The organism is Pseudomonas sp. LABIM340 (assembly GCF_040017195.2).
Lineage (GTDB): Bacteria > Pseudomonadota > Gammaproteobacteria > Pseudomonadales > Pseudomonadaceae > Pseudomonas.
Map to the genome: position 1 here is coordinate 439,867 of NZ_CM200227.1, position 20,050 is coordinate 459,916.

Below are 20,050 nucleotides of genomic sequence, written 5' to 3' on the forward strand. Positions count from 1 at the left end.
GCCGGTGACGCCTATTCCGTATGGGGACCACAATGGCTCGAATTCTGATTGTTGATGACTCGCCGACCGAGATGTACAAGCTGACCGCGATGCTGGAAAAGCACTCGCACCAGGTACTCAAGGCCGAAAATGGCGCCGATGGCGTGGCCCTGGCTCGCCAGGAAAAGCCCGACGTCGTCCTGATGGACATCGTCATGCCCGGCCTGAACGGCTTCCAGGCGACCCGTCAGCTGTCCAAGGACCCGGAAACCAGCGCGATTCCGGTGATCATCGTCACCACCAAGGATCAGGAGACCGACAAGGTCTGGGGCAAGCGCCAGGGCGCTCGCGACTACCTGACCAAGCCGGTGGACGAAGAAACACTGCTCAAGACCATCAATTCGGTGCTGGCCGGCTGATACAGCCGTACCAGAACACCTGAACATAATTATTAGAGAAGGCCAGGGCCGGCATGGCGGAAGTCCAGAGTCCTTTCGAGGTTCTCGTCCAGATCGATCAGCGCTGTCGTCAGCTTGCCGCGGGTTTGCCCGCGCAGCGCGAGGTGGTGCAGAGCTGGAACGGCATCGGCTTTCGCATGGCTGGGCGCCTGTTCGTGGCGCCCATGGGGGAGGTCGGCGAGGTTCTTCACGAACCGCGCTACACACTGCTGCCCGGAGTCCGTGACTGGGTGAAGGGGGTCGCCAACGTGCGCGGCCGCCTGCTGCCGATCATGGACCTGTGCGGTTTCCTCGGCGCGGAGCTTTCGCCTCTGCGCAAGCAACGGCGCGTGCTCGTCGTGGAATACCAGGAAGTCTTCGCCGGCCTCATCGTCGATGAGGTGTTCGGCATGCAGCACTTCCCGGTAGACACCTTCTCCGAGCAGTTGCCGCCGCTGGAAGCGGTCCTGCAGCCCTTTATCCATGGCGTCTTCCATCGGGAGCAACCCTGGCTCGTGTTCAGCCCGCATGCGCTGGCTCAGCACCCGGGGTTCCTCGACGTCGCCAGCTAGAGTTTGACCGGTTGGGCCGGCATTGCCGGCCCTTGTTGTGACATGGAAACCGTAATCGTGGTGGGTCCAGGCGGGGGCCGAATATGAAAAATATAAAGGCAGGCAGTCTTTTTTCGGGTGCGCGTAGCAGCTCGCTGATCCTCGGACTCTTCGTGGTCCTGATCGTGGCGATCGTCTTGCTGTTCGCCAACTTCGCTTACCTCAACACCCAGGCGAACCACGACAAGCAGTACATCGGCCATGCCGGCGAACTGCGCGTGCTGTCCCAGCGTATCGCCAAGAACGCCACTGAAGCCGCGGCGGGCAAGGCGGAGGCGTTCAAGCTGCTGAAAGAAGCACGCAACGACTTCGAAAAGCGCTGGAACATCCTCTCCAAGGGTGACGAAACCACCGGCCTGCCGCCGAGCCCGGATTCGGTACAACCGCAGATGGCGGATGTGCAGAAGGACTGGGATACCCTGCGCAAGAATGCCGACTCCATCCTCGCCAGCGAACAGACCGTACTGTCCCTGCACCAGGTAGCCGCGACCCTCGCCGAAACCATCCCGCAGCTACAGGTGGAGTACGAAGAGGTCGTCGACATCCTGCTGGAAAACGGCGCCCCGGCCGACCAGGTCGCGGTAGCCCAGCGCCAGTCGCTGCTCGCCGAACGTATCCTCGGCTCGGTGAACAAGGTGCTCGCCGGTGACGAGAACTCCGTGCAGGCCGCCGACAGCTTCGGTCGTGACGCCAGCCTCTTCGGCCGTGTACTCAAGGGCATGAAGGAAGGCAACGCGGCGATGAGCATCTCCAAGGTGACCAACGCCGAAGCGGTGGACCGCCTCAACGAGATCGCCGAGCTCTTCGAATTCGTTTCCGGCTCGGTGGACGAGATCCTCGAGACCTCCCCGGAACTGTTCCAGGTCCGTGAAGCTGCCAACACCATCTTCGGTGGCTCGCAGACCCTGCTGGACAAGGCCTCCAGCCTGGCCAGCGGTTTCGAGAACCTGGCCGAAGGCCGCGTGTTCAACCAGGTCGCCAGCGCCATGCTGGGCATCATTGCCCTGGGCGCGATCATCCTCATCGGCCTGGTGATGGTGCGTGAAACCAACCGCCGACTGGCCGAGACCGCCGAGAAGAACGAACGTAACCAGGCGGCGATTCTGCGACTGCTCGACGAAATCGCCGACCTCGCCGACGGTGACCTGACGGTGGCCGCGACGGTAACCGAGGACTTCACCGGTGCGATCGCGGACTCCATCAACTACTCCATCGACCAGCTCCGCGAGCTGGTGGAAACCATCAACCTGACAGCCGTGCAGGTGGCCGCCGCCGCCCAGGAAACCCAGGCCACCGCCATGCACCTGGCCGAGGCTTCCGAGCACCAGGCCCAGGAAATCGCCGGCGCCTCCGCCGCGATCAACGAAATGGCCGTGTCCATTGACCAGGTATCGGCGAACGCCTCCGAGTCCTCGGCGGTAGCGGAACGTTCCGTAGCCATCGCCAACAAGGGCAACGAAGTGGTGCACAACACCATCACCGGCATGGACAACATCCGTGAACAGATCCAGGACACCTCGAAGCGGATCAAACGCCTCGGTGAATCGTCCCAGGAGATCGGTGACATCGTTAGCCTGATCAACGACATTGCCGACCAGACCAACATCCTCGCACTGAACGCCGCGATCCAGGCGTCCATGGCGGGCGACGCGGGCCGCGGCTTCGCCGTGGTAGCGGACGAAGTACAGCGCCTGGCGGAACGTTCCTCCGCTGCGACCAAACAGATCGAGGCGCTGGTGAAGACCATTCAGACGGACACCAACGAAGCGGTGATCTCGATGGAACAGACCACCTCCGAGGTGGTACGTGGTGCTCGCCTGGCGCAGGACGCCGGTGTGTCCCTGGAAGAGATCGAGAAGGTATCCAAGACCCTGGCAGCGTTGATCCAGAACATCTCCAACGCCGCCCGTCAGCAGGCCTCCTCCGCCGGCCACATTTCCAACACCATGAACGTGATCCAGGAGATCACCTCGCAGACCTCTGCCGGTACCACCGCTACCGCGCGCAGCATTGGTAACCTGGCCAAGATGGCCGGCGAGATGCGCCACTCCGTATCCGGCTTCAAACTGCCGGACACCGCCGAACAGGCCTGAGCAGAGGAGGTGCGCTGCTCTTAGCCGGGTAGCGCACGACGATCTTGAGCGAGGGGCGCGACATGCAGGCAAGTGGCGTCTGGTCGTTGCAGCCGTTGGCCGACATGTCGGCCGCGGACTTCCGCGACTGGCAGGCACTGTTGGAAGACCGCACCGGCGTTGTCGTCAACGAGCAGCGCCGTGCCTTCCTGCAGACCAGCCTCGGCGCGCGGATGCGCGAACTGGGTATCGCCGACTACGGCACCTATTACCGCCAGGTCACCGATGGCCCGCGCGGCGCCGTCGAGTGGTCGAACCTGCTGGACCGCCTCACCGTTCAGGAAACCCGTTTCTTTCGCCACAAGGCATCCTTCGACGTGCTGGAAAGCTACCTGCTCCAGCGCCTCGAACAGGTCGGCCCGAGCCGGCCGCTGGCCTTGTGGAGCGTCGGCTGTTCCAGCGGCGAGGAGCCTTACTCCCTCGCCATGGTGGCCGCCAAGGTACTGGAAGACGCAGGTCTTGCGCCGCTGTATGGCGTGACCGGCACCGACATCAGCCTCAATGCCCTCAACCGGGCGCGCGAGGCCACGTATGCGGCACGCAAGCTGGCGGATATCGACCCGGAACTGGCCACGCGCTACTTCAGCGCGCAGGATGACGGTCGATACCGTGTGATACCCGATCTCGCCGGGCGCGTCTGTTGCGCGCGGCTGAATGTGCTGGAACTGGCCAAGGCGCCAATGTCCGGCATGGACGTGATTTTTTGCCAGAACCTGCTGATCTATTTCCGCCGCTGGCGGCGGCGGGAAATCCTCAATCGCCTGGCCGAGCGGCTGGCGCCTGGGGGACTGCTGGTGATCGGAGTGGGCGAGGTCGCCGATTGGCACCACCCGCTGCTCGAACCGGTCGCCGATGAGCGCGTTCTGGCCTTTACCCGGAAGGGATGACACAGACACATGAGTGGAGTGGCTATGGGTGATCGGCACGATTATGTCGCCCTGGAATGGGTAAAAGGCGAGATTGCCGAAACGCTCAAGCAGGCGCGGCAAGCCCTCGAATCCTACGTCGAGAACCCCCAGGACCCGACGCGGATGGGCTTTTGCCTGGCCTATATCCACCAGGTGCGCGGCACTCTGCAGATGGTGGAGTTCTACGGCGCGGCCCTGCTCGCCGAAGAAATGGAGTACCTGACCCAGGCGCTGATCGACGGCACGACCTCCAGCCAGAGTGAAGCGCTGGAAGTGCTGATGCAGGCCATCCTGCAGCTGCCGGCGTACCTCGAGCGCATCCAGAGCGCCCGCCGCGACCTGCCGCTGGTGGTGCTGCCGCTGCTCAACGACCTGCGCACCGCCCGTGGCGAGAAGCTGCTGTCGGAAACCAGCCTGTTCTCCCCCGATCTGTCCCACGAGTCCCCGGTGCTGCCGGTGGACGCCCTGGCGCGCCTGCGCACCGCCGAACTGCCGGCGCTGCTGCGCAAGCTGCGGCAGATGCTGCAGGTCGCCCTGGTCGGCGTCATTCGCAACCAGGACCTGCCGACCAACCTGGGCTACCTGGCGCGCGTCTTCGCCCGCCTCGAATCCCTGTGCAAGGACGCCCCGCTGGGCCGCCTGTGGGTGATCGCCTCGGCGATGATCGAAGGCCTGGCCAACGGCAGCATCGCCAACGGTACCTCGGTGCGTAACCTGCTGCGCCAGGTCGACCGCGAATTCAAGCGCCTGGTCGACCAGGGCGCCGACGCCATGAACCAGCCGGCGCCGGACGAGCTGATCAAGAACCTGCTGTTCTATGTGGCCAAGGCCTCCGACCAGTCGCCGCGTGTGCGTGCGGTGAAGGACGAGTACCGCCTGGACGACGCCCTGCCGGGCGCCGCCCTGGTGGACGAGGAACGTGCCCGTCTCGCCGGCCCCGACCGCGACGCCATGCGCTCGGTCGTTGGCGCGCTGTGCGAGGAGCTGGTGCGGGTCAAGGACAGCCTCGACCTCTTCGTGCGCAGCGACCGCAGCGGCGTGAACGAGTTGGGCAGCCTGCTGGCGCCGCTCAAGCAGATTGCCGACACCCTCGCCGTGCTGGGTTTCGGCCAGCCGCGCAAGGTCATCCTCGACCAGATCGACGTGGTCAGCGCGCTCGCCCATGGCCAGCGCCAGCCCAACGACGCCACCCTGATGGATGTCGCCGGTGCGCTGCTCTATGTCGAGGCCACCCTGGCGGGCATGGTCGGCCCGAGCGAAGAGCCGGGCAGCGAAGAGAACGTCCTGCCGACCACCGACGTCGAGCAGATCCACCAGGTGGTGATCAAGGAAGCGCGCAACGGCCTGGAACTGGCCAAGGACGCGATCATCGAGTTCATCGCCTCGCAGTGGAACCACGAGCACCTGGCCCGCGTGCCGGAACTGCTGACGCAGGTTCGCGGCGGTCTGGCGATGATCTCCCAGGAACGTGCGGCGAAACTGCTGGAAAACTGCAATCGCTACATCCAGGAACAACTGCTGGTGCGTCAGGCCGTGCCGGACTGGCACAGCCTGGACACCCTGGCCGACGCCATCACCAGCGTCGAGTACTACCTCGAGCGCCTGTCGGAAGACCACAACACCCAGGGCGACATGATCCTCGATGTGGCCGAGGAGAGCCTGGACAGCCTGGGCTACTCGCTCAAGCCGCGTCCGTCGATCCTCGACGCCGAGCCGAGCACCTTCGCACCTGCTCCGCTGGACAACCCACTCGACGAGATCGACGTGCTGGCCGCCGAGCCGCTGGCCGAGCCGACCGAAGCGGTGCCGGTGAACGAAGTCCCGGAACTGGCCGCGCCGGTAGAGATCGCCGACAGCTTCGAGCCCGTCAGCCTGGACGCAGCGCCCGTCGAGGAGCTGTCGTTCGAACAGCCCACAGAGTCCGTCCTGGTTGACGAGCCGGCCCTGATCGAAGAACCGATCCTCGACCTGGCTGACCTCGACACGCCGCAACCTGTCGTCGAAGGCGAAGAGACCTTCACGTTCGAATCCCTGGAGCCGGTCGTCGAACCTGCTGCCGTGGAAGAGCCCGCACCGCTGGCCGACTTCGACCTCTCGACCGAGTCCGACCTGCAGCCCGCCGGCGAAGCCGAATCCAGCTTCACCTTCGAACCCCTGGAGCTGGACTCCGGCCTGCCTGCCGCCGAACCCGTCGCTGAGCCCTCCACCGAGCTGCGCGCCTGGACCCTGGACGAGGTCGAGCCGCTGGCCGCCTCTACCGAACCGAGCGAGCCGACCGCCACCCTGGAGCCGGAAAGCCTCAGCTGGGACATCGAACTGGAGCCGGCTGCACCGATCACCGACACCACCCTGGCCGACGAAGGCTGGTCGCTGGACGACAGCCACAAGGCCGACAGCATCGAGTTCAGCCTCGAAACGCTGGAAGAAACCCCTGCGCAGCCGGTGGCCGATGAACTGAGCTGGAGCCTGGACGACGCCGCTCCGCTTGCCGAGGCACCGCGCTTCGACGAGCCGGCTCAGGCGGAGCCCGCCGTTGCCGAGCAGTCCTGGGAAGCCCTGGACCTGTCCACAGCGCCGAGCGAAACCCCGGCAACCCCGGAGCTGCTCGAAGACTTCGCCAGCCTGCCGTCGCTGGAGGCCGCTCCGGCCCCGGTGGACGAGCTGAGCTGGGACATGGAAGCGCTCACCCCGGCTGGCGGGAAGCCTGCCGAGGAAGACTGGTTCAGCGTCGACCTGACCCAGCCGGCTGCCGAGTCGCCTGCGCCTTCCCTGGATCTGGACGAAAACTTCGCCAGCCTGGAAGCACTCGAACCCGCGCCGCTGGCGACCCTGGACTCCCTGGACGACCTGAGCTTCGACGCCCAACCGGCCACTGATGAGCCGTCCACCGCGCCAGTCGCGCTGGTCAGCGATGACAACTGGACCTTGGGCGAACTGAGCGAGCCGACCGCGCTGGACGCCGGCGTCGACCTCAGCCTCGACGCGCCGCTGCAGCTGGAAACGCTGGAGTCGCTGGCCGAAGCTGAAACTCCTGCCCTCCAGGCCGAAGCCTGGAGCGACGAGAACATCGCCGACCTGGACCTGCCGGAAGTCGAGCTGCCCAGCCCGCCGGCCGAGCCCGAGCCGGTCGCCGAGGCGCCGGCCAAGCCGCTGTCCCTGGCCGAAGTCATGGCTGCGCCGGTCCAGGCGATCAATCCGCCTGCCCAGGACGTGCCGCCCAGCCTGCTGCCGCCGCCCGCCGACGAAGAACCGATCGACGAAGAGCTGCGCGAAGTCTTCATCGAAGAAGCTGGCGAAGTGCTGGAAACCATCGGCGAGCACCTGCCGACCTGGATGGCCAGCACCGACGACCGCGACTCCCTGACCGAAATCCGCCGCGCCTTCCACACCCTCAAGGGCAGTGGCCGGATGGTCCGTGCGCTGGTGATCGGCGAGCTGGCCTGGTCCATCGAGAACCTGCTCAACCGCGTGCTCGACCGCAGCATCGCTGCCTCGCCTGCCGTGTTGCAGGTGGTGCAGGACGTGGTCGCGCTGATGCCCGAACTGGTCGACGAGTACGCCGCCAGCGCCCAGCGCCAGCGCGACGATGTCGATCTCCTGGCCGCCACCGCCCACGCCCTGGCCAAGGGGCAGCCGGTGCCGCCGCCAGGTGGCGGGCTGCCGGAATCGGCTCCGCAGGTAGAGGACATCACCCCCGAGCTGGCGGATGTCGAAGAGATTGCCGCGCAGGCCGCCAATGAGGGGCTCGACGAGAGCCTCGACCCGCAGTTGCTGGAGATCTTCCGCAATGAAGCGGAAGCCCACCTGGAAACCCTGGTCGGCTTCCTCGCCGATTGCGCGCAGCAGCTGCCGCAGCCGGTGACCGACGACCTGCAGCGCGCCCTGCACACGCTCAAGGGCAGCGCACACATGGCCGGCATCCTGCCGATCGCCGAAATCGCCACGCCGCTGGAGCGGCTGGTGAAGGAATTCAAGACCAACCTGCTGCAGGTCGACCTGCGCGAGGCCGAGCTGCTGCACGCCGCCGAAGGCCTGTTCCGTGTCGGTCTCGACCAGCTCGTCGAAGGTCGCCCGCTGGCGCCCATCGAGGGCAGCCCGGAGCTGCTGGCGCGCATCGCGCAGATCCACCAGGAGCGCCTGGAGGCCGCCGAGGCCAAGCGTCGCGGTGAAAGCGGCGAGGGCAGCGGCAACGACCCGCAGATGATCGGCATGTTCCTCGCCGAGGGCATGGACATCCTGCTCGATGCCGAGGACCTGCTGCGCCGCTGGCGTGAACACCCGCAGGAGCGCCACGAGCTGGGTGCCCTCTACGACGAACTGGAAACCCTCAGCCGTGGCGCGCAGATGGCCGAGCTGCCGCAGATGGCGGAACTCGCCGATGCGCTGCTGGCGGTCTACGGCGCCGTGCGCCAGGGTCGCCTGGAAACCGGCGATGCCTTCTTCTCCGCAGCCGAAACTGCCCACGAGGCGCTGATCGGCATGATGGACCAGGTGGCTGCGGCCCTGCAGGTCAGCGCCCGCCCGGAACAGGTCGAAGCGCTGCATCGCTTGCTGGACGCCCCGGTCGTCGCACCGGACGAGCCGGCGAACGACCTGCAGGACGCCACCGACATCGAGTTCGTCGACCTGGAAAGCCTCACCGCCGAGGACTTCCCGGCCGAGGACGAGGAGTTCCTGCTCGACAGCCGCCCGGTGGACGACGACAACCTGCCCGACGGCCTGAGCTGGTCGCCGCGCAACGACAATGACGGTGCCCCGCGCGGCGCCGCCGATGATGACGACGATGACGTCATCACCGCCGAGACCCCGCATGCCCATCCCGCCCCACAGCAGCCGCCGCGGGCGCTGGATGAGGAAATGGTGGCGATCTTCCTCGAAGAGGCAGTCGACATCCTGGATAACGCCGGCCAGGCGCTGGACCAGTGGCTGGCCTCGCCCGAAGGCCTCGCTGCGCTCTCGACCCTGCAGCGCGACCTGCACACCCTCAAGGGTGGCGCGCGCATGGCGGAAATCCGCGAGATCGGCGACCTGTCCCACGAACTCGAATCGCTCTACGAAGGCCTGCTGGACCATCGCTTCCAGCACAGCCAGCCGCTGGGCGACCTGCTGCGCACCTGCCACGACCGTCTGGCGACCCAGCTCGACCAGCTGCAGGCCGGCCAGACGCTGACCGACCCGGCCGACCTGGTGCAGACCATCCGCACCTTCCGCCAGAACCCGGCCGCCGGCCTGAACCTGCCGCAGGCGCTAGCCGCACAGCAGGACGCCGTGGCCGAGCAGGACGAAGCCCTCGAGCTGCCGCCAGTCATCGAAGACGCCATCGAGCTGGAGCTGCCCGCCGAGGTGGCGCCGGAAGCCGAAGTCGCCGACGAGCTCGAAGCAACTGAGGCTGAGGTCAGCGATCTCGAAAGCATCGATCTCGAAACCGTCAATCTTGAGAGCATCGATCTCGAGAGCAGCGAGCCGGAGCTGGAAGTCACGGCGCAGGACCTCGACCTGCAGGCCTTCCTCGACGCTGCCGAAACCGAGGTTGCCGGAGTGCAGCCGGCCGAGCCGGAAGCTGCTGTCCCTGAAGCCTCTGGCGTGCAGGACAGCGAGTACGAGCTGAACGAAGACCGCGACCAGGAACTGGTGGAAATCTTCCTCGAGGAAGGTTTCGACATCCTCGAAAGCTCCTCCGGTGCCCTGCACCGCTGGATGGAAAACCCGGACAACAGCGTCGAGCTGGAAGCGCTGCAACGCGACCTGCACACCCTCAAGGGCGGCGCGCGGATGGCCGAGATCCGCCCCATCGGCGATCTCTCCCACGAACTGGAATTCCTCTACGAAGGCCTCTGCGGCGGACGTCTGCGCGCCAGCCCGACACTCTTCGAGCTGCTGCAGCGCTGCCACGACCGTCTCGCCGAGATGCTCGAAGCGGTCCAGCAGCACCGCCGGATTCCGGGAGGTGAATCGCTGATCGATGCGATCCACCGATTTCGTGCCAACCCCGAAGAACAGCTGAGCATCCCCAGCAGCGTCAGCCTGCACGCGATCAGCTCCGCCCATGCCGCGTCGGAAGGCCCGGAAGCCGACATCCTGGATATCTTCCTGGAAGAGGCCGACGACCTGCTCGAAGCCATGGAACAGGCCCTGGGCCGCTGGGACGCCGAGCGCGAGAACGGTGCGCTCGACGAGCTGCTGCGCATTCTCCACACCCTCAAGGGCGGTGCGCGCCTGGCTGGCCAGACCAGCCTGGGCGACCTGGCCCACGACCTCGAACAGCACCTGGGCGAAGCCCAGCAGCAGGGCGCGCCCTGGCCGGAAAGCCTGCTGATGGACGCGCAGTCCGGCTTCGAAGGCCTGCAGGCCGAAGTCGATCAGCTGCGCCTGCACCTGGGTGAAGTCGAGAGCGCCGAAAGCCAGCCTGAAGACCTTGCCGAGGAACCGGTTGCCGAACAACCGGCTCCGCTGAACCTGCCGGCCTTGCCCGAAGCCATCATGGCCGCGGCCGTGCCGCAGCGCATCGATGCGCCGGTGGTGTTGCCCTTCGTCCGCCGGGCCCAGGAAGCCGCCCAGGAAGCCGCCGCGCGCCGTGCGCCGCAGGAACTGGTGAAGGTGCCCGCACAACTGCTCGAAGGCCTGGTCAACCTCGCCGGTGAGACCTCGATCTTCCGTGGTCGCGTCGAGCAGCAGGTGAGCGACGTCGGTTCGACCCTGGGCGAGATGGACGCCACCATCGAGCGGGTCCGCGACCAGCTGCGCCGTCTCGATACCGAAACCCAGGCGCAGATCCTCTCGCGCCACCAGGCCGACGCCGAGCGCGCCGGCTACGAAGAATTCGACCCGCTGGAAATGGACCGCTACTCGCAGCTGCAGCAGCTTTCGCGCGCGCTGTTCGAGTCCGCTTCCGACTTGTTCGACCTCAAGGAAACCCTGGCCGCCAAGAACCGCGACGCCGAGACCCTGCTGCTGCAACAGGCGCGGGTCAACACCGAGCTGCAGGAAGGCCTGATGCGCACCCGCATGGTGCCCTTCGACCGCCTGGTGCCACGCCTGCGCCGGATCGTCCGCCAGGTGGCGAGCGAGCTGGGCAAGCAGGTCGAGTTCGTGGTCAGCAACGCCGAAGGCGAAATGGACCGTACCGTGCTCGAACGCATCGTCGCGCCGCTGGAGCACATGCTGCGCAACGCGGTTGACCACGGCATCGAGTCCGGCGAGGCGCGCCGCATTGCCGGCAAGGCCGAGCAGGGCACCATCCGCCTGACCCTGGGCCGCGAGGGTGGCGACATCCTCCTGACCCTCGCCGACGACGGTGCCGGCATCCGCCTCGAAGCAGTTCGCCGCAAGGCCATCGAGCGTGGCCTGATGACCGACGACAGCGAGCTGAACGACCACGAGGTGCTGCAGTTCATTCTCGAGGCCGGCTTCAGTACCGCCGAGAAGGTCACGCAGATTTCCGGCCGTGGCGTGGGCATGGACGTGGTGAACTCCGAGGTGAAACAGCTCGGCGGCTCCATGAGCATCCATTCCAGTGTTGGCGAAGGCACCCGCTTCGACATCCGCCTGCCGTTCACCGTGTCGGTGAACCGCGCGCTGATGGTGCTCTCCGGCGAGGACCTGTACGCCCTGCCGCTGAATACCATCGAAGGTATCGTGCGGGTCTCCCCGTACGAGCTGGAAGCCCTCTACGAGCAGGCCGCCGCCGACGAGACCGGCGCCGCGCCGAGCTTCGAATACGCGGGCCAGAGCTATGAACTGAAATACCTGGGCGACCTGCTCAACAACGGCCAGCATCCCAAGCTGGTCGGGCAGTCGCTGCCGTTGCCGGTGATCCTCGTGCGCTCGGCGGATCACGCCGTGGCGGTGCAGGTGGATGCCCTGGCGGGCTCGCGCGAAATCGTGGTGAAGAGCCTCGGTGCGCAGTTCGCCGGCGTCAGCGGCATCTCCGGCGCGACCATCCTCGGTGACGGTCGCGTGGTGGTGATTCTCGACCTGCTGGCGACCATCCGCGTGCTCCATGCGCAGCATGTCCAGCACGCTCCGCGCCGCCTGCTGGCCGGCCCGGCCGCCGCGGAAATCGAGCACCAGCGCCCGACCCTGGTCATGGTGGTGGACGACTCGGTCACCGTGCGCAAGGTCACCAGCCGCCTGCTGGAGCGCAACGGCATGAACGTGCTCACCGCCAAGGACGGGGTGGACGCCATCGCCCAGCTGCAGGAACACAAGCCCGACATCATGCTGCTGGACATCGAGATGCCGCGCATGGATGGCTTCGAGGTGGCCACCCTGGTGCGCCACGATGAACAGCTGAAGGACCTGCCGATCATCATGATTACCTCCCGTACCGGCGAGAAGCACCGCGACCGTGCCCTGGCCATCGGCGTCAACCAGTACCTGGGCAAGCCGTACCAGGAATCCGAGCTGCTGGAGAATATCCACAAGCTGGTGAAGGCCCATGTCTGAGCAGAGCACGCCGCGGATCGCGGTGATCGCCGACACCTCGCTGCAGCGCCACGTGCTGGCGCAGGCCCTGGCTGGCCATGGCTACCAGGTGGTGCTCAACGCCGACCCGGCTCGCCTTGAAAGCGAGCAGCTGGACGCCTGCGAGACCGACCTGTGGCTGGTGGACCTGGCGCAGCAGGAAGATTCGCCGTTGGTGGACAACCTGCTGGAGCAGTCGCGGGTGCCCGTACTGTTCGGCGAAGGCCACGCACCGGAGCGGCATTCCGAACATTACCCGCGCTGGGAGCGCCGGCTGGTCTCCAAGCTGCGCAAGCTGGTGGGCGACCCCAGCGCCGGCGTCGGCCGCAGCCTGGCTGCGCTGCTCGACGAAGCGCAGCGCCCGACCCGCGTGACGCTGCCCGATGACCTCGCGGCTTCCCCGCTCAAGGCCGGTGAACCAGCTGCGCAGGTCTGGCTGCTGGCCGCTTCGCTGGGTGGCCCGGCGGCGGTGAAGACCTTCCTCGATGCGCTGCCTGGCGGCCTGCCAGTGGGCTTCCTGTATGCCCAGCACATCGATGCCTCCTTCGAGGCCAACCTGCCGCAAGCCGTCGGCCGCCACAGCCAGTGGCACGTCAACACCGTGCGCGACGGCGACCCGGTGCGCTGCGGCGAAGTCGTGGTGGTGCCGATCTCCCGCGAGCTGGGCTTCGACGACTCGGCACGCATGCGTGTAGAGGATCGCAGCTGGCCGGAGCCCTACAGCCCGTCCATCGACCAGATGATGCTCAACCTCGCCCAGCAGTACGGCGATCGTTGCGGCGTGATCGTGTTCAGCGGCATGTGCAGCGACGGCAGCGCCGCCGCGGCCTACGTGCGCCGCCAGGGAGCGCCGATCTGGACCCAGCGCGCCGACAGCTGCGCCTGCTCCAGCATGCCCGACAGCCTGCGCGAAGGCGGCTACAGCACTCTTTCCGGCGACCCGCGCGAACTCGCGGCGGCGCTGGTCAATCATCTCGCCGAGCAATGCGTCGGCGTAGTCACGCAGTGAGATCGGACCCATGAGTGATCTTCCCGTCGCCAATGCCGGCGTTGCCAATGGCGCAGTTGCCGCTGGTGCCGCGGCCAACGCCGCCCCCAGCAGCCTGACCGCGCTGCTGGTGCCGCTGGCCGACCGCAACCTGCTGCTGCCCAACGTGGCGGTGGCCGAGCTGATCACCTACCGTGCCCCGCACCCGGTCGACGGCCTGCCGTCCTGGTACCTGGGCCAGGTGGCCTGGCGCGACTTGCGCCTGCCGCTGCTGTCCTTCGAGGCGGCTTCCGATGGGCAGGCCGAAGTCAGCCCCGGCGCGCGGGTGATCGTGGTCAACGCCCTGGGCGGGCGACCCAACGTGAAGTTCTTCGCGCTGCTGGTGCAGGGCATCCCGCGTTCGGTGAAGATTGGCAGTGACCTCAAGCGCGCCGACTTGCCGCTGGCGCCGCTGGAGCTGGACGCGGTGGACCTGGGCGATGCCCAGGCGCGTATCCCCGACCTGGCCGCGCTGGAGCAGAAGCTGGCCGACTCCGGCCTGATCTGAGCCCGCCATGAACGGTGGCCTGCGCCTTGCCCAGCTGGGGGACAACCCCGGCTTCGAGGTCGCCGGCGCCACCCTCGGCGGCCACAGTTTCGAGCGCCACAGCCACGACGAATTCGTCATCAGCGCCAACCTGCGCGGCGAAGAGCGCGTATGGCTGGATGGCCGCACTTTCGACGCCGGCCCCGGCGCCATCACAGCCTATAACCCCGGACAGATCCAGGGCGGCGGCGTCGATCAGGAGCAGCCCTGGCAATTCGTCAGCCTCTACGTTGCTCCTGACCAACTGGCCGCGATTCTGGGTCTGCAGCGCCTGGAGTTCGAACGCCCCACCGACCACCTTCCCGCACTGGCCGCTGCCATGGCCGACGCCGTCGAGCGCGTGCTGGGCGATGATGCCTTCGTTCGCCAGCGCGGCGAAGAGCGCCTGACGCTGCTGCTGGCCGAGATCGCCCGCGCCATGGGCGTTCGCCTGCCGCACGAGAGTCTGGATGGCGGTGGGCGGATTGCCGACCTGCAGGACTGGCTGGCCGCCGATCTGGCGCGACAACCCAGCCTCGACGAAATGGCTGCCTACCTCGGTCTGTCGCGCTTCCACCTGCTGCGCAGCTTCCAGAAACAGGTCGGCCTGAGCCCCCGGCAGTGGGCCATGCAACTGCGCACCCGGCGCGCCCAGGCCTTGCTGCGCGCGGGGCGGCCGGCCACGGAAGTGGCTCATGAACTCGGCTTCGCCGACCAGAGCCACCTGAACCGGCACTTCCGCGCGGCGTATGGCGTTTCACCGGGCAACTTCCAGCGCGCCCTGCGCTGAGCAATCCGGTTCAAGTCCGGCCGCAGCCGCCCAGGCAGAATCGCGCCATTGCCCACCTGTTCGAGAGCTGATCCATGACCCTGTTCTTCGCCGCGCTGCTGTTCGGCATCGTCTTCTGCCTGTCCCCCGGCGCGGTCCTCGCCGAAACCCTGCGCCGCGGCCTGAAAGGCGGCTTCCGCCCGGCGCTGCTGGTGCAGTTCGGCTCGCTGATCGGCGACGCGGTGTGGGCGCTGATCGGACTCACCGGGCTGGCGCTGCTGCTGGGCCACGAGACCCTGCGCCTGCCCCTGACCCTGGCCAGCGCGGCCTATCTGGCCTGGCTGGGTGTGCAGAGCCTGATGGATGCTCGCCAGGTTGGCGTGATGGAGGAGGGCGACAGCGGTGAGCACAATGCCGGGGCTTTTGCGTCCGGGGCCATGCTGTCGCTGTCGAATCCGAAGAACATCGTCTACTGGGGCGCGCTGGGCGGCGCCATGGCCGGGCTGGTGAACGGCGTGCCGTCGCTGGCCGATTCGCTGGTGTTCTTCGCCGGCTTCATGACCGCCTCGGTGCTCTGCTGCTTCCTCTGCGCGGCGCTGGTGGACTGGCTGCGGCGCAACGCTTCGCCGCGCTGGCACCGGGTCAGCCATGCGCTGTGCGGGTTGGTACTGCTGGTGCTGGCGGGGTTGGCGTTGCGGGGCGTCTGACGCTGCTTCCCCCCATATTTTGGGAAGCATCCGAATAGCTGTTCCTGGTCCAGGTTGTTCCCATGCAGGCTCCTTTCCGGACACGGATGCCTGCAATGATCGGATTCCTGCGTGACCTCTATGAAGGCCTTAAAGACGAGTACCGAAGTCGCCGCGACCCACCGCGCGCGATGCCGAGTCGACCGTCTGAATCTCCACCCTGGCCGGCGGCTCCCAGGCCCGCAGAGCCGGCCTCGGCGGAGCCAATTCCCGGGCCTGTTCGTCCGGCGCTCGATAGCCCGGCGCCGCTGAAGCACTGGTCTCACCCCTTCCGGGACAAATCCAACCCGCTGGTCCAGCTGACCAACCTGTCCAAGGCCATTGGGGGCTACTACCCGGTCGGCCGCAACGGCATGTGGCATGGCGGTGTGCACTTCGACTCGGGTACAGCGGGAGTCATCGACCAGTCCAGCGTGCGCTGCCTCGCCGATGGCGAGGTAGTGGCCTACCGGATTCCCGCCACCAATTCGAAAACCACCTATTTCCCGGCGCCGGGCGTCACGGTTGAAGCGCCTTTCGCGTCCGGGTTCGTGCTGGTGCGCCATCGCCTGGCGGCACCCGCCATAGCGGAGAGCACTGATGCGCCACCGCAACTGGTCTTCTACAGCCACTACATGCACCTGGATGACTGGGCGAGCTACCAGGCAGACCCGGCCAGAGCACTGCCAGCCTTCTGGCGCGCGGGTAGCTATCGGGTCAAGGCCGACGTTGTGGATCGGGGACCACTGGGGGCTTCGGTTCACGGGGAAGCCAAGGATGGCAGCAAGATATTCGCGACCTTGCCTCGCGGCGCGGCTGTGCAGGCCGCCTATTACGATCTGCTCTTCTTCCGGCTGGAAAGCGTGCAGGCGGTGGACCTTCCCGAACTGGCCGAGCCGATCAGAACGGGCCGCGCCTTCCTGCGTACCTGTGACGTCGAGCGCGTCGAAGGAAGTGCTCGCATAAGAAGCAACGCGCTGGGCCTGCAACGGCACGACGGGCTCAACATTCATGCCGCCGCCAACGCGAAAAGCGATGTGCTGGCCGTGCTGCCGCGCGGTACCGAGATCGTCATCAGCGGCGAAGGCGACTATCGCAAGCTGGAAGGCGTCATTCCGGCGAGCCCGGATGATGCCGGGTTCAGTGCCGATGCCTACGAAGCCCCGCCAGGCTATGTGCGATTCGCGGCACTGGAGCCGATCCTCGCCCCTCAGCAGTTGGACTCCGTCGTTGTGCTCGATGAGCCCATTCCAATCAAGGCTGGCGAGTTGATCGGCCATCTCGGCCCCAACCAGACCGACGAACCCGCTCCTGCCGAATACCGACTGCACCTCGAAACCTTCACCGACGACTACCTGCCGAAGTTCCTCGAAGCCAGCCGCGCCTGGGCGCAACGCCTGCCGGAGCAGGAGCTGGGCTGGCTGAAGATCGCCCGTGTAACCCCCGTTGTCGCACCAAGGGAGAATGGGCCACCCGTACTGGGCGAAAACGGACCGCCTGCTGGCAATGACCTGCTGGTGCCGCGCGCCCTGCTTGACGGTTTGCCTGCCGAGTACAAACGCGTCGTGACTTTGCAGACCACCTCCTACAACTGGTATCGGCTCGAAGGACTGCTCAACGATGCCGACGGCAAACCCCTGGATGGCTGGGTCTGCGAAAAGGTCGGCGTCACGCCCTGGGTCAGCCCCTGGCACTGGGAGGGTTACGACATCATTCACGACTACGGGCCGATGGAGCGGAGCCTCGCCTACCGTCTCAGCATTGAAGGCCTGCTGGAGCAACACGAGCAGGAGCGCTACCGCCCACGAATCGATGCCTGGGATCAGGGGCCGGTGCAAAGCCGCCTCTACGCCATCATCGACAGCAACCGCGACGGCCAGCTCGGCACCGACGAAATCCGCGCCGCCCTATGCATTCCCGCACGGGCGCAATCAATTTCGCAGCTGGTGGTGCAGTACGAGAGCGAATGGCATTACCGCCAGCCGAAGTGGGATGCGTTGGATGAAGTACTGGGCCATACCACTTCGACACCTCATTTGAACTGGATCGCCGAGAAGGAACGCATCAGGCAGATCAGTTGGTGGAGCGAGGTGGCGGGGAAAGTGGGGCTGCCGGAGGACGGGGACGTATATCACCTGCACCCGATAGGGTTGGTGGCGGCGTTCAGGAAACCTCGGGAGAACACCTACCGGATATATCAGGACGGCACGATTGAGCGGTATCTATCGCCGGAGCAGAAGCCTGACTCGGCCCGGTATATCTATGTGGATAAAGAGGGGGCTGAGCATGATTTTGGGGTGTTTAAGGCTATAGAGGCGGGCCGATGGGAGAAAATAGGAACGCCGGGTGTCGGCAAAGTTTTTTTGGTTGATATAAGTGGGTTGGGCTCTAACTCGGCTAGGAAGTTTGGGTTTGAATTCTCTGGTACGTCAAGAAAATATATGAGTATGCCGGCGCTGGCCAGTTTAATCGGGGCACTTATGGAAGTTGGGTTTCCGGATGTGGTATGTACCGGGTTCAGCTTAAGAGACGGATCGCCTGGAGATGAAAGTAAGTCGCATATAAATGGACAGAACGGAGATTTTCGATTCTTGAGGCTTGATCGGAGTGGAGGGAGTTTGGATCTTTCTGAAAGGCCGGAGTTGTTGGATGAATTTCGACAGTCGGAGTTCATTGATGCTCTGCATAAATTTGGTTGGAAACAGATGTTGGCGTGGAAGTATAGGTTGAGTGGAATTGATAAGTTGCTTCCGCGAACATCTCATTATCCTGGGCATCATCATCACCTTCATGTTGGTAGGTATCAGCCTGACATTAGAGAAGTTAAAGATGAGAATTGATTTTTCGTTATTAATTTGCATTCTAGTAGTCGCTTTTTCTCCAGTGAAAGAGGCTTTTGGTAGCGAGTCAGGAGACAAGAAATTGGCCTCCTGTGAAAAGAGGCTAAAGGACCTGTCGGTTGCCTTGAGAGGTCCGGTTGGGATAAGTGTATATAGAATGTTTAACGTTTTTCCTCCGATAGGCCGAGGAGAGATTGATCATGAGTCGATTGCTCGAAGTATTAAATCTAGAGTCAAATCTATAGATTTGGCTTCACACTGCTTTCCTGAGCGCCTTCTTAAGTCTGCGATGTGGTATGGGCCAAAAGAAATGCAAGAAGTGCTAAATGATGATGTGGTCCCGGTTAGAGTATTGTCTGGGGAGAAAGGGTATTTTGTTGTGTTCTTGTATCCTGGATATATTGAGAGCGAAGGGACTGGGACTGAGTTGGCCGCTGGTGTTGCGGTTTATAAGAAAAATGGCGAATTTTTGCAAGTATTTGAGGGGGTCTCTTCTTGGGCGGGAAACGAAGGTACGTTGCTTATGCGTGAATCTTGCTTGTATGAAGAGGCGATATCTTTTTCCTATAGAAGATTTTACCCGGACAAAGTTACGGAAGATGGTTATGTGGTTACTTATGATCTTATGTTCGATATTTCAAAATCAATGAGATATTTGTTTTCTAGCGAGGATGCTTTGCAGGGTGGGTATGAATGCCCAGGTAATTCTTACATTAGGGTGAACAGAAAATAGAAGACTGAGTTATTTACTGAATTTGGTTGGCTTCTGGCTGCAGAAGCCATTTAAACCAACGGTTCGCGAGCAAGCTCGCTCCTACAACCAGCCGGCGGGCTCGGTGCGCTTTTCGTAGGAGCGAGCTTGCTCGCGAACCCGCCCCACGCCGAAGCCTCTAGAAATCACCCCAAAGCTGCTGCGCCACGCTCAGCGCCACCACCGGAGCGGTCTCGGTGCGCAGCACGCGCGGCCCCAGTCGCGCGGCATGGAATCCAGCGCCCTTGGCCTGTTCCACTTCCGCATCGCTCAAGCCGCCTTCCGGGCCGATCAGGAAGGCCAGGCTGGCCGGCTTGTCATGGCTGGTCAGCGGTTCGGCCACCGGGTGCAGCACCAGCTTGAGCTGTGCTTGGCAGCTCTCCAGCCATTCACCGAGGGTGACCGGCGCGTTGAGTACCGGCAGCACCGAGCGGCCGCACTGTTCGCAGGCGCTGATTGCCACCTGGCGCCAGTGGGCCATGCGCTTGTCGGCGCGTTCGTCCTTCAGGCGCACTTCGCAGCGTTCGCTGACGATCGGGGTGATCTCGCTGGCGCCCAGCTCGGTGGCCTTCTGGATCGCCCAGTCCATGCGCTCGCCACGGGACAGCCCCTGGCCCAGATGGATGTGCAGCGGCGATTCGGCCTGGCCGGCGAAGGCTTCTCGCAGTTCCACGCGGACGTTCTTCTTGCCGACCTCGATCAGTTCGCCCAGGTATTCGTGGCCCGAGCCGTCGAACAACTGCACGGCGTCGCCGGCCGTGTGCCGGAGCACGCGGCCGATGTAGTGGGCCTGGGCTTCGGGCAGCTCGTGCTGGCCGAGGGAGAGCGGGGCGTCGATGAAGAAGCGGGAGAGGCGCATGGCGATGTCGAACTGATGGAGGA

12 protein-coding genes are annotated in these 20,050 nt (G+C 65.0%); 11 read left to right on the forward strand and 1 reads right to left on the reverse strand.

The genetic code is table 11. From position 1 onward, the window contains the following. Positions 1-32 precede the first annotated feature (32 nt). The 11 genes from pilH to ABKS89_RS02225 all read left to right on the forward strand — a co-directional run bounded on the left by pilH (position 33) and on the right by ABKS89_RS02225 (position 19,150). Positions 33-398: a twitching motility response regulator PilH gene (gene pilH / locus ABKS89_RS02175; protein WP_024766237.1), complete on the forward strand. Its 366-nt coding sequence runs from the start codon at positions 33-35 to the stop codon at positions 396-398. A 53-nt stretch (positions 399-451) separates the two neighbouring features. Beyond that, positions 452-988: a chemotaxis protein CheW gene (locus tag ABKS89_RS02180; RefSeq protein ID WP_081519603.1), complete on the forward strand. Its 537-nt coding sequence runs from the start codon at positions 452-454 to the stop codon at positions 986-988. Between the two features lie 83 nt (positions 989-1,071). After that, positions 1,072-3,120 carry a methyl-accepting chemotaxis protein gene (locus ABKS89_RS02185; RefSeq protein WP_138213109.1) on the forward strand — a complete coding sequence of 683 codons (2,049 nt, stop codon included), beginning with the start codon at positions 1,072-1,074 and terminating at the stop codon, positions 3,118-3,120. A 62-nt stretch (positions 3,121-3,182) separates the two neighbouring features. Then, positions 3,183-4,046, forward strand: a complete 864-nt coding sequence (locus ABKS89_RS02190) for a protein-glutamate O-methyltransferase (protein ID WP_348589199.1) — start codon at positions 3,183-3,185, stop codon at positions 4,044-4,046. 24 nt (positions 4,047-4,070) lie between these two features. After that, on the forward strand, positions 4,071-12,512 hold the full coding sequence (locus ABKS89_RS02195) for an Hpt domain-containing protein (RefSeq protein WP_348589198.1): 8,442 nt from the start codon (positions 4,071-4,073) through the stop codon (positions 12,510-12,512). Further along, a complete protein-coding gene (locus ABKS89_RS02200; protein WP_138213106.1) occupies positions 12,505-13,539 on the forward strand; it encodes a chemotaxis protein CheB in 1,035 nt (344 codons plus the stop codon). Before ABKS89_RS02195 ends, ABKS89_RS02200 begins: the two co-directional genes overlap by 8 nt. A 10-nt stretch (positions 13,540-13,549) precedes the next feature. Then, complete coding sequence (locus ABKS89_RS02205; RefSeq protein WP_138213105.1) at positions 13,550-14,065, forward strand: chemotaxis protein CheW; 516 nt, start codon at positions 13,550-13,552, stop codon at positions 14,063-14,065. A gap of 7 nt (positions 14,066-14,072) precedes the next feature. Continuing rightward, positions 14,073-14,873 carry an AraC family transcriptional regulator gene (locus ABKS89_RS02210; protein ID WP_348589197.1) on the forward strand — a complete coding sequence of 267 codons (801 nt, stop codon included), beginning with the start codon at positions 14,073-14,075 and terminating at the stop codon, positions 14,871-14,873. 74 nt (positions 14,874-14,947) lie between these two features. Continuing rightward, positions 14,948-15,559 carry a LysE family transporter gene (locus ABKS89_RS02215; RefSeq protein ID WP_348589196.1) on the forward strand — a complete coding sequence of 204 codons (612 nt, stop codon included), beginning with the start codon at positions 14,948-14,950 and terminating at the stop codon, positions 15,557-15,559. A 95-nt stretch (positions 15,560-15,654) separates the two neighbouring features. Then, positions 15,655-18,417 carry a hypothetical protein gene (locus tag ABKS89_RS02220; protein ID WP_348589195.1) on the forward strand — a complete coding sequence of 921 codons (2,763 nt, stop codon included), beginning with the start codon at positions 15,655-15,657 and terminating at the stop codon, positions 18,415-18,417. Then, positions 18,407-19,150, forward strand: coding sequence for a hypothetical protein (locus tag ABKS89_RS02225; RefSeq protein ID WP_348589194.1), 744 nt, complete (start codon positions 18,407-18,409; stop codon positions 19,148-19,150). The genes ABKS89_RS02220 and ABKS89_RS02225 overlap by 11 nt, the downstream gene beginning before the upstream one ends. 157 nt (positions 19,151-19,307) lie before the next feature. Here the strand turns inward: ABKS89_RS02225 and ABKS89_RS02230 are convergent, their stop codons facing one another. Beyond that, positions 19,308-20,027, reverse strand: coding sequence for a 16S rRNA (uracil(1498)-N(3))-methyltransferase (locus tag ABKS89_RS02230; RefSeq protein WP_348589193.1), 720 nt, complete (start codon positions 20,025-20,027; stop codon positions 19,308-19,310). Positions 20,028-20,050 lie beyond the last annotated feature (23 nt).

Excerpts from the sequence above, each read along its gene's own strand:
- ABKS89_RS02200 (WP_138213106.1), top strand. The coding sequence starts at position 12,505 with ATGTCTGAGCAGAGCACGCCGCGGATCGCGGTGATCGCCGACACCTCG.
- pilH (WP_024766237.1), top strand. The coding sequence starts at position 33 with ATGGCTCGAATTCTGATTGTTGATGACTCGCCGACCGAGATGTACAAG.
- ABKS89_RS02230 (WP_348589193.1), bottom strand. The coding sequence starts at position 20,027 with ATGCGCCTCTCCCGCTTCTTCATCGACGCCCCGCTCTCCCTCGGCCAG.
- ABKS89_RS02225 (WP_348589194.1), top strand. The coding sequence starts at position 18,407 with ATGAGAATTGATTTTTCGTTATTAATTTGCATTCTAGTAGTCGCTTTT.
- ABKS89_RS02180 (WP_081519603.1), top strand. The coding sequence starts at position 452 with ATGGCGGAAGTCCAGAGTCCTTTCGAGGTTCTCGTCCAGATCGATCAG.
- ABKS89_RS02185 (WP_138213109.1), top strand. The coding sequence starts at position 1,072 with ATGAAAAATATAAAGGCAGGCAGTCTTTTTTCGGGTGCGCGTAGCAGC.
- ABKS89_RS02220 (WP_348589195.1), top strand. The coding sequence starts at position 15,655 with ATGATCGGATTCCTGCGTGACCTCTATGAAGGCCTTAAAGACGAGTAC.
- ABKS89_RS02195 (WP_348589198.1), top strand. The coding sequence starts at position 4,071 with ATGGGTGATCGGCACGATTATGTCGCCCTGGAATGGGTAAAAGGCGAG.
- ABKS89_RS02205 (WP_138213105.1), top strand. The coding sequence starts at position 13,550 with ATGAGTGATCTTCCCGTCGCCAATGCCGGCGTTGCCAATGGCGCAGTT.
- ABKS89_RS02215 (WP_348589196.1), top strand. The coding sequence starts at position 14,948 with ATGACCCTGTTCTTCGCCGCGCTGCTGTTCGGCATCGTCTTCTGCCTG.
- ABKS89_RS02190 (WP_348589199.1), top strand. The coding sequence starts at position 3,183 with ATGCAGGCAAGTGGCGTCTGGTCGTTGCAGCCGTTGGCCGACATGTCG.
- ABKS89_RS02210 (WP_348589197.1), top strand. The coding sequence starts at position 14,073 with ATGAACGGTGGCCTGCGCCTTGCCCAGCTGGGGGACAACCCCGGCTTC.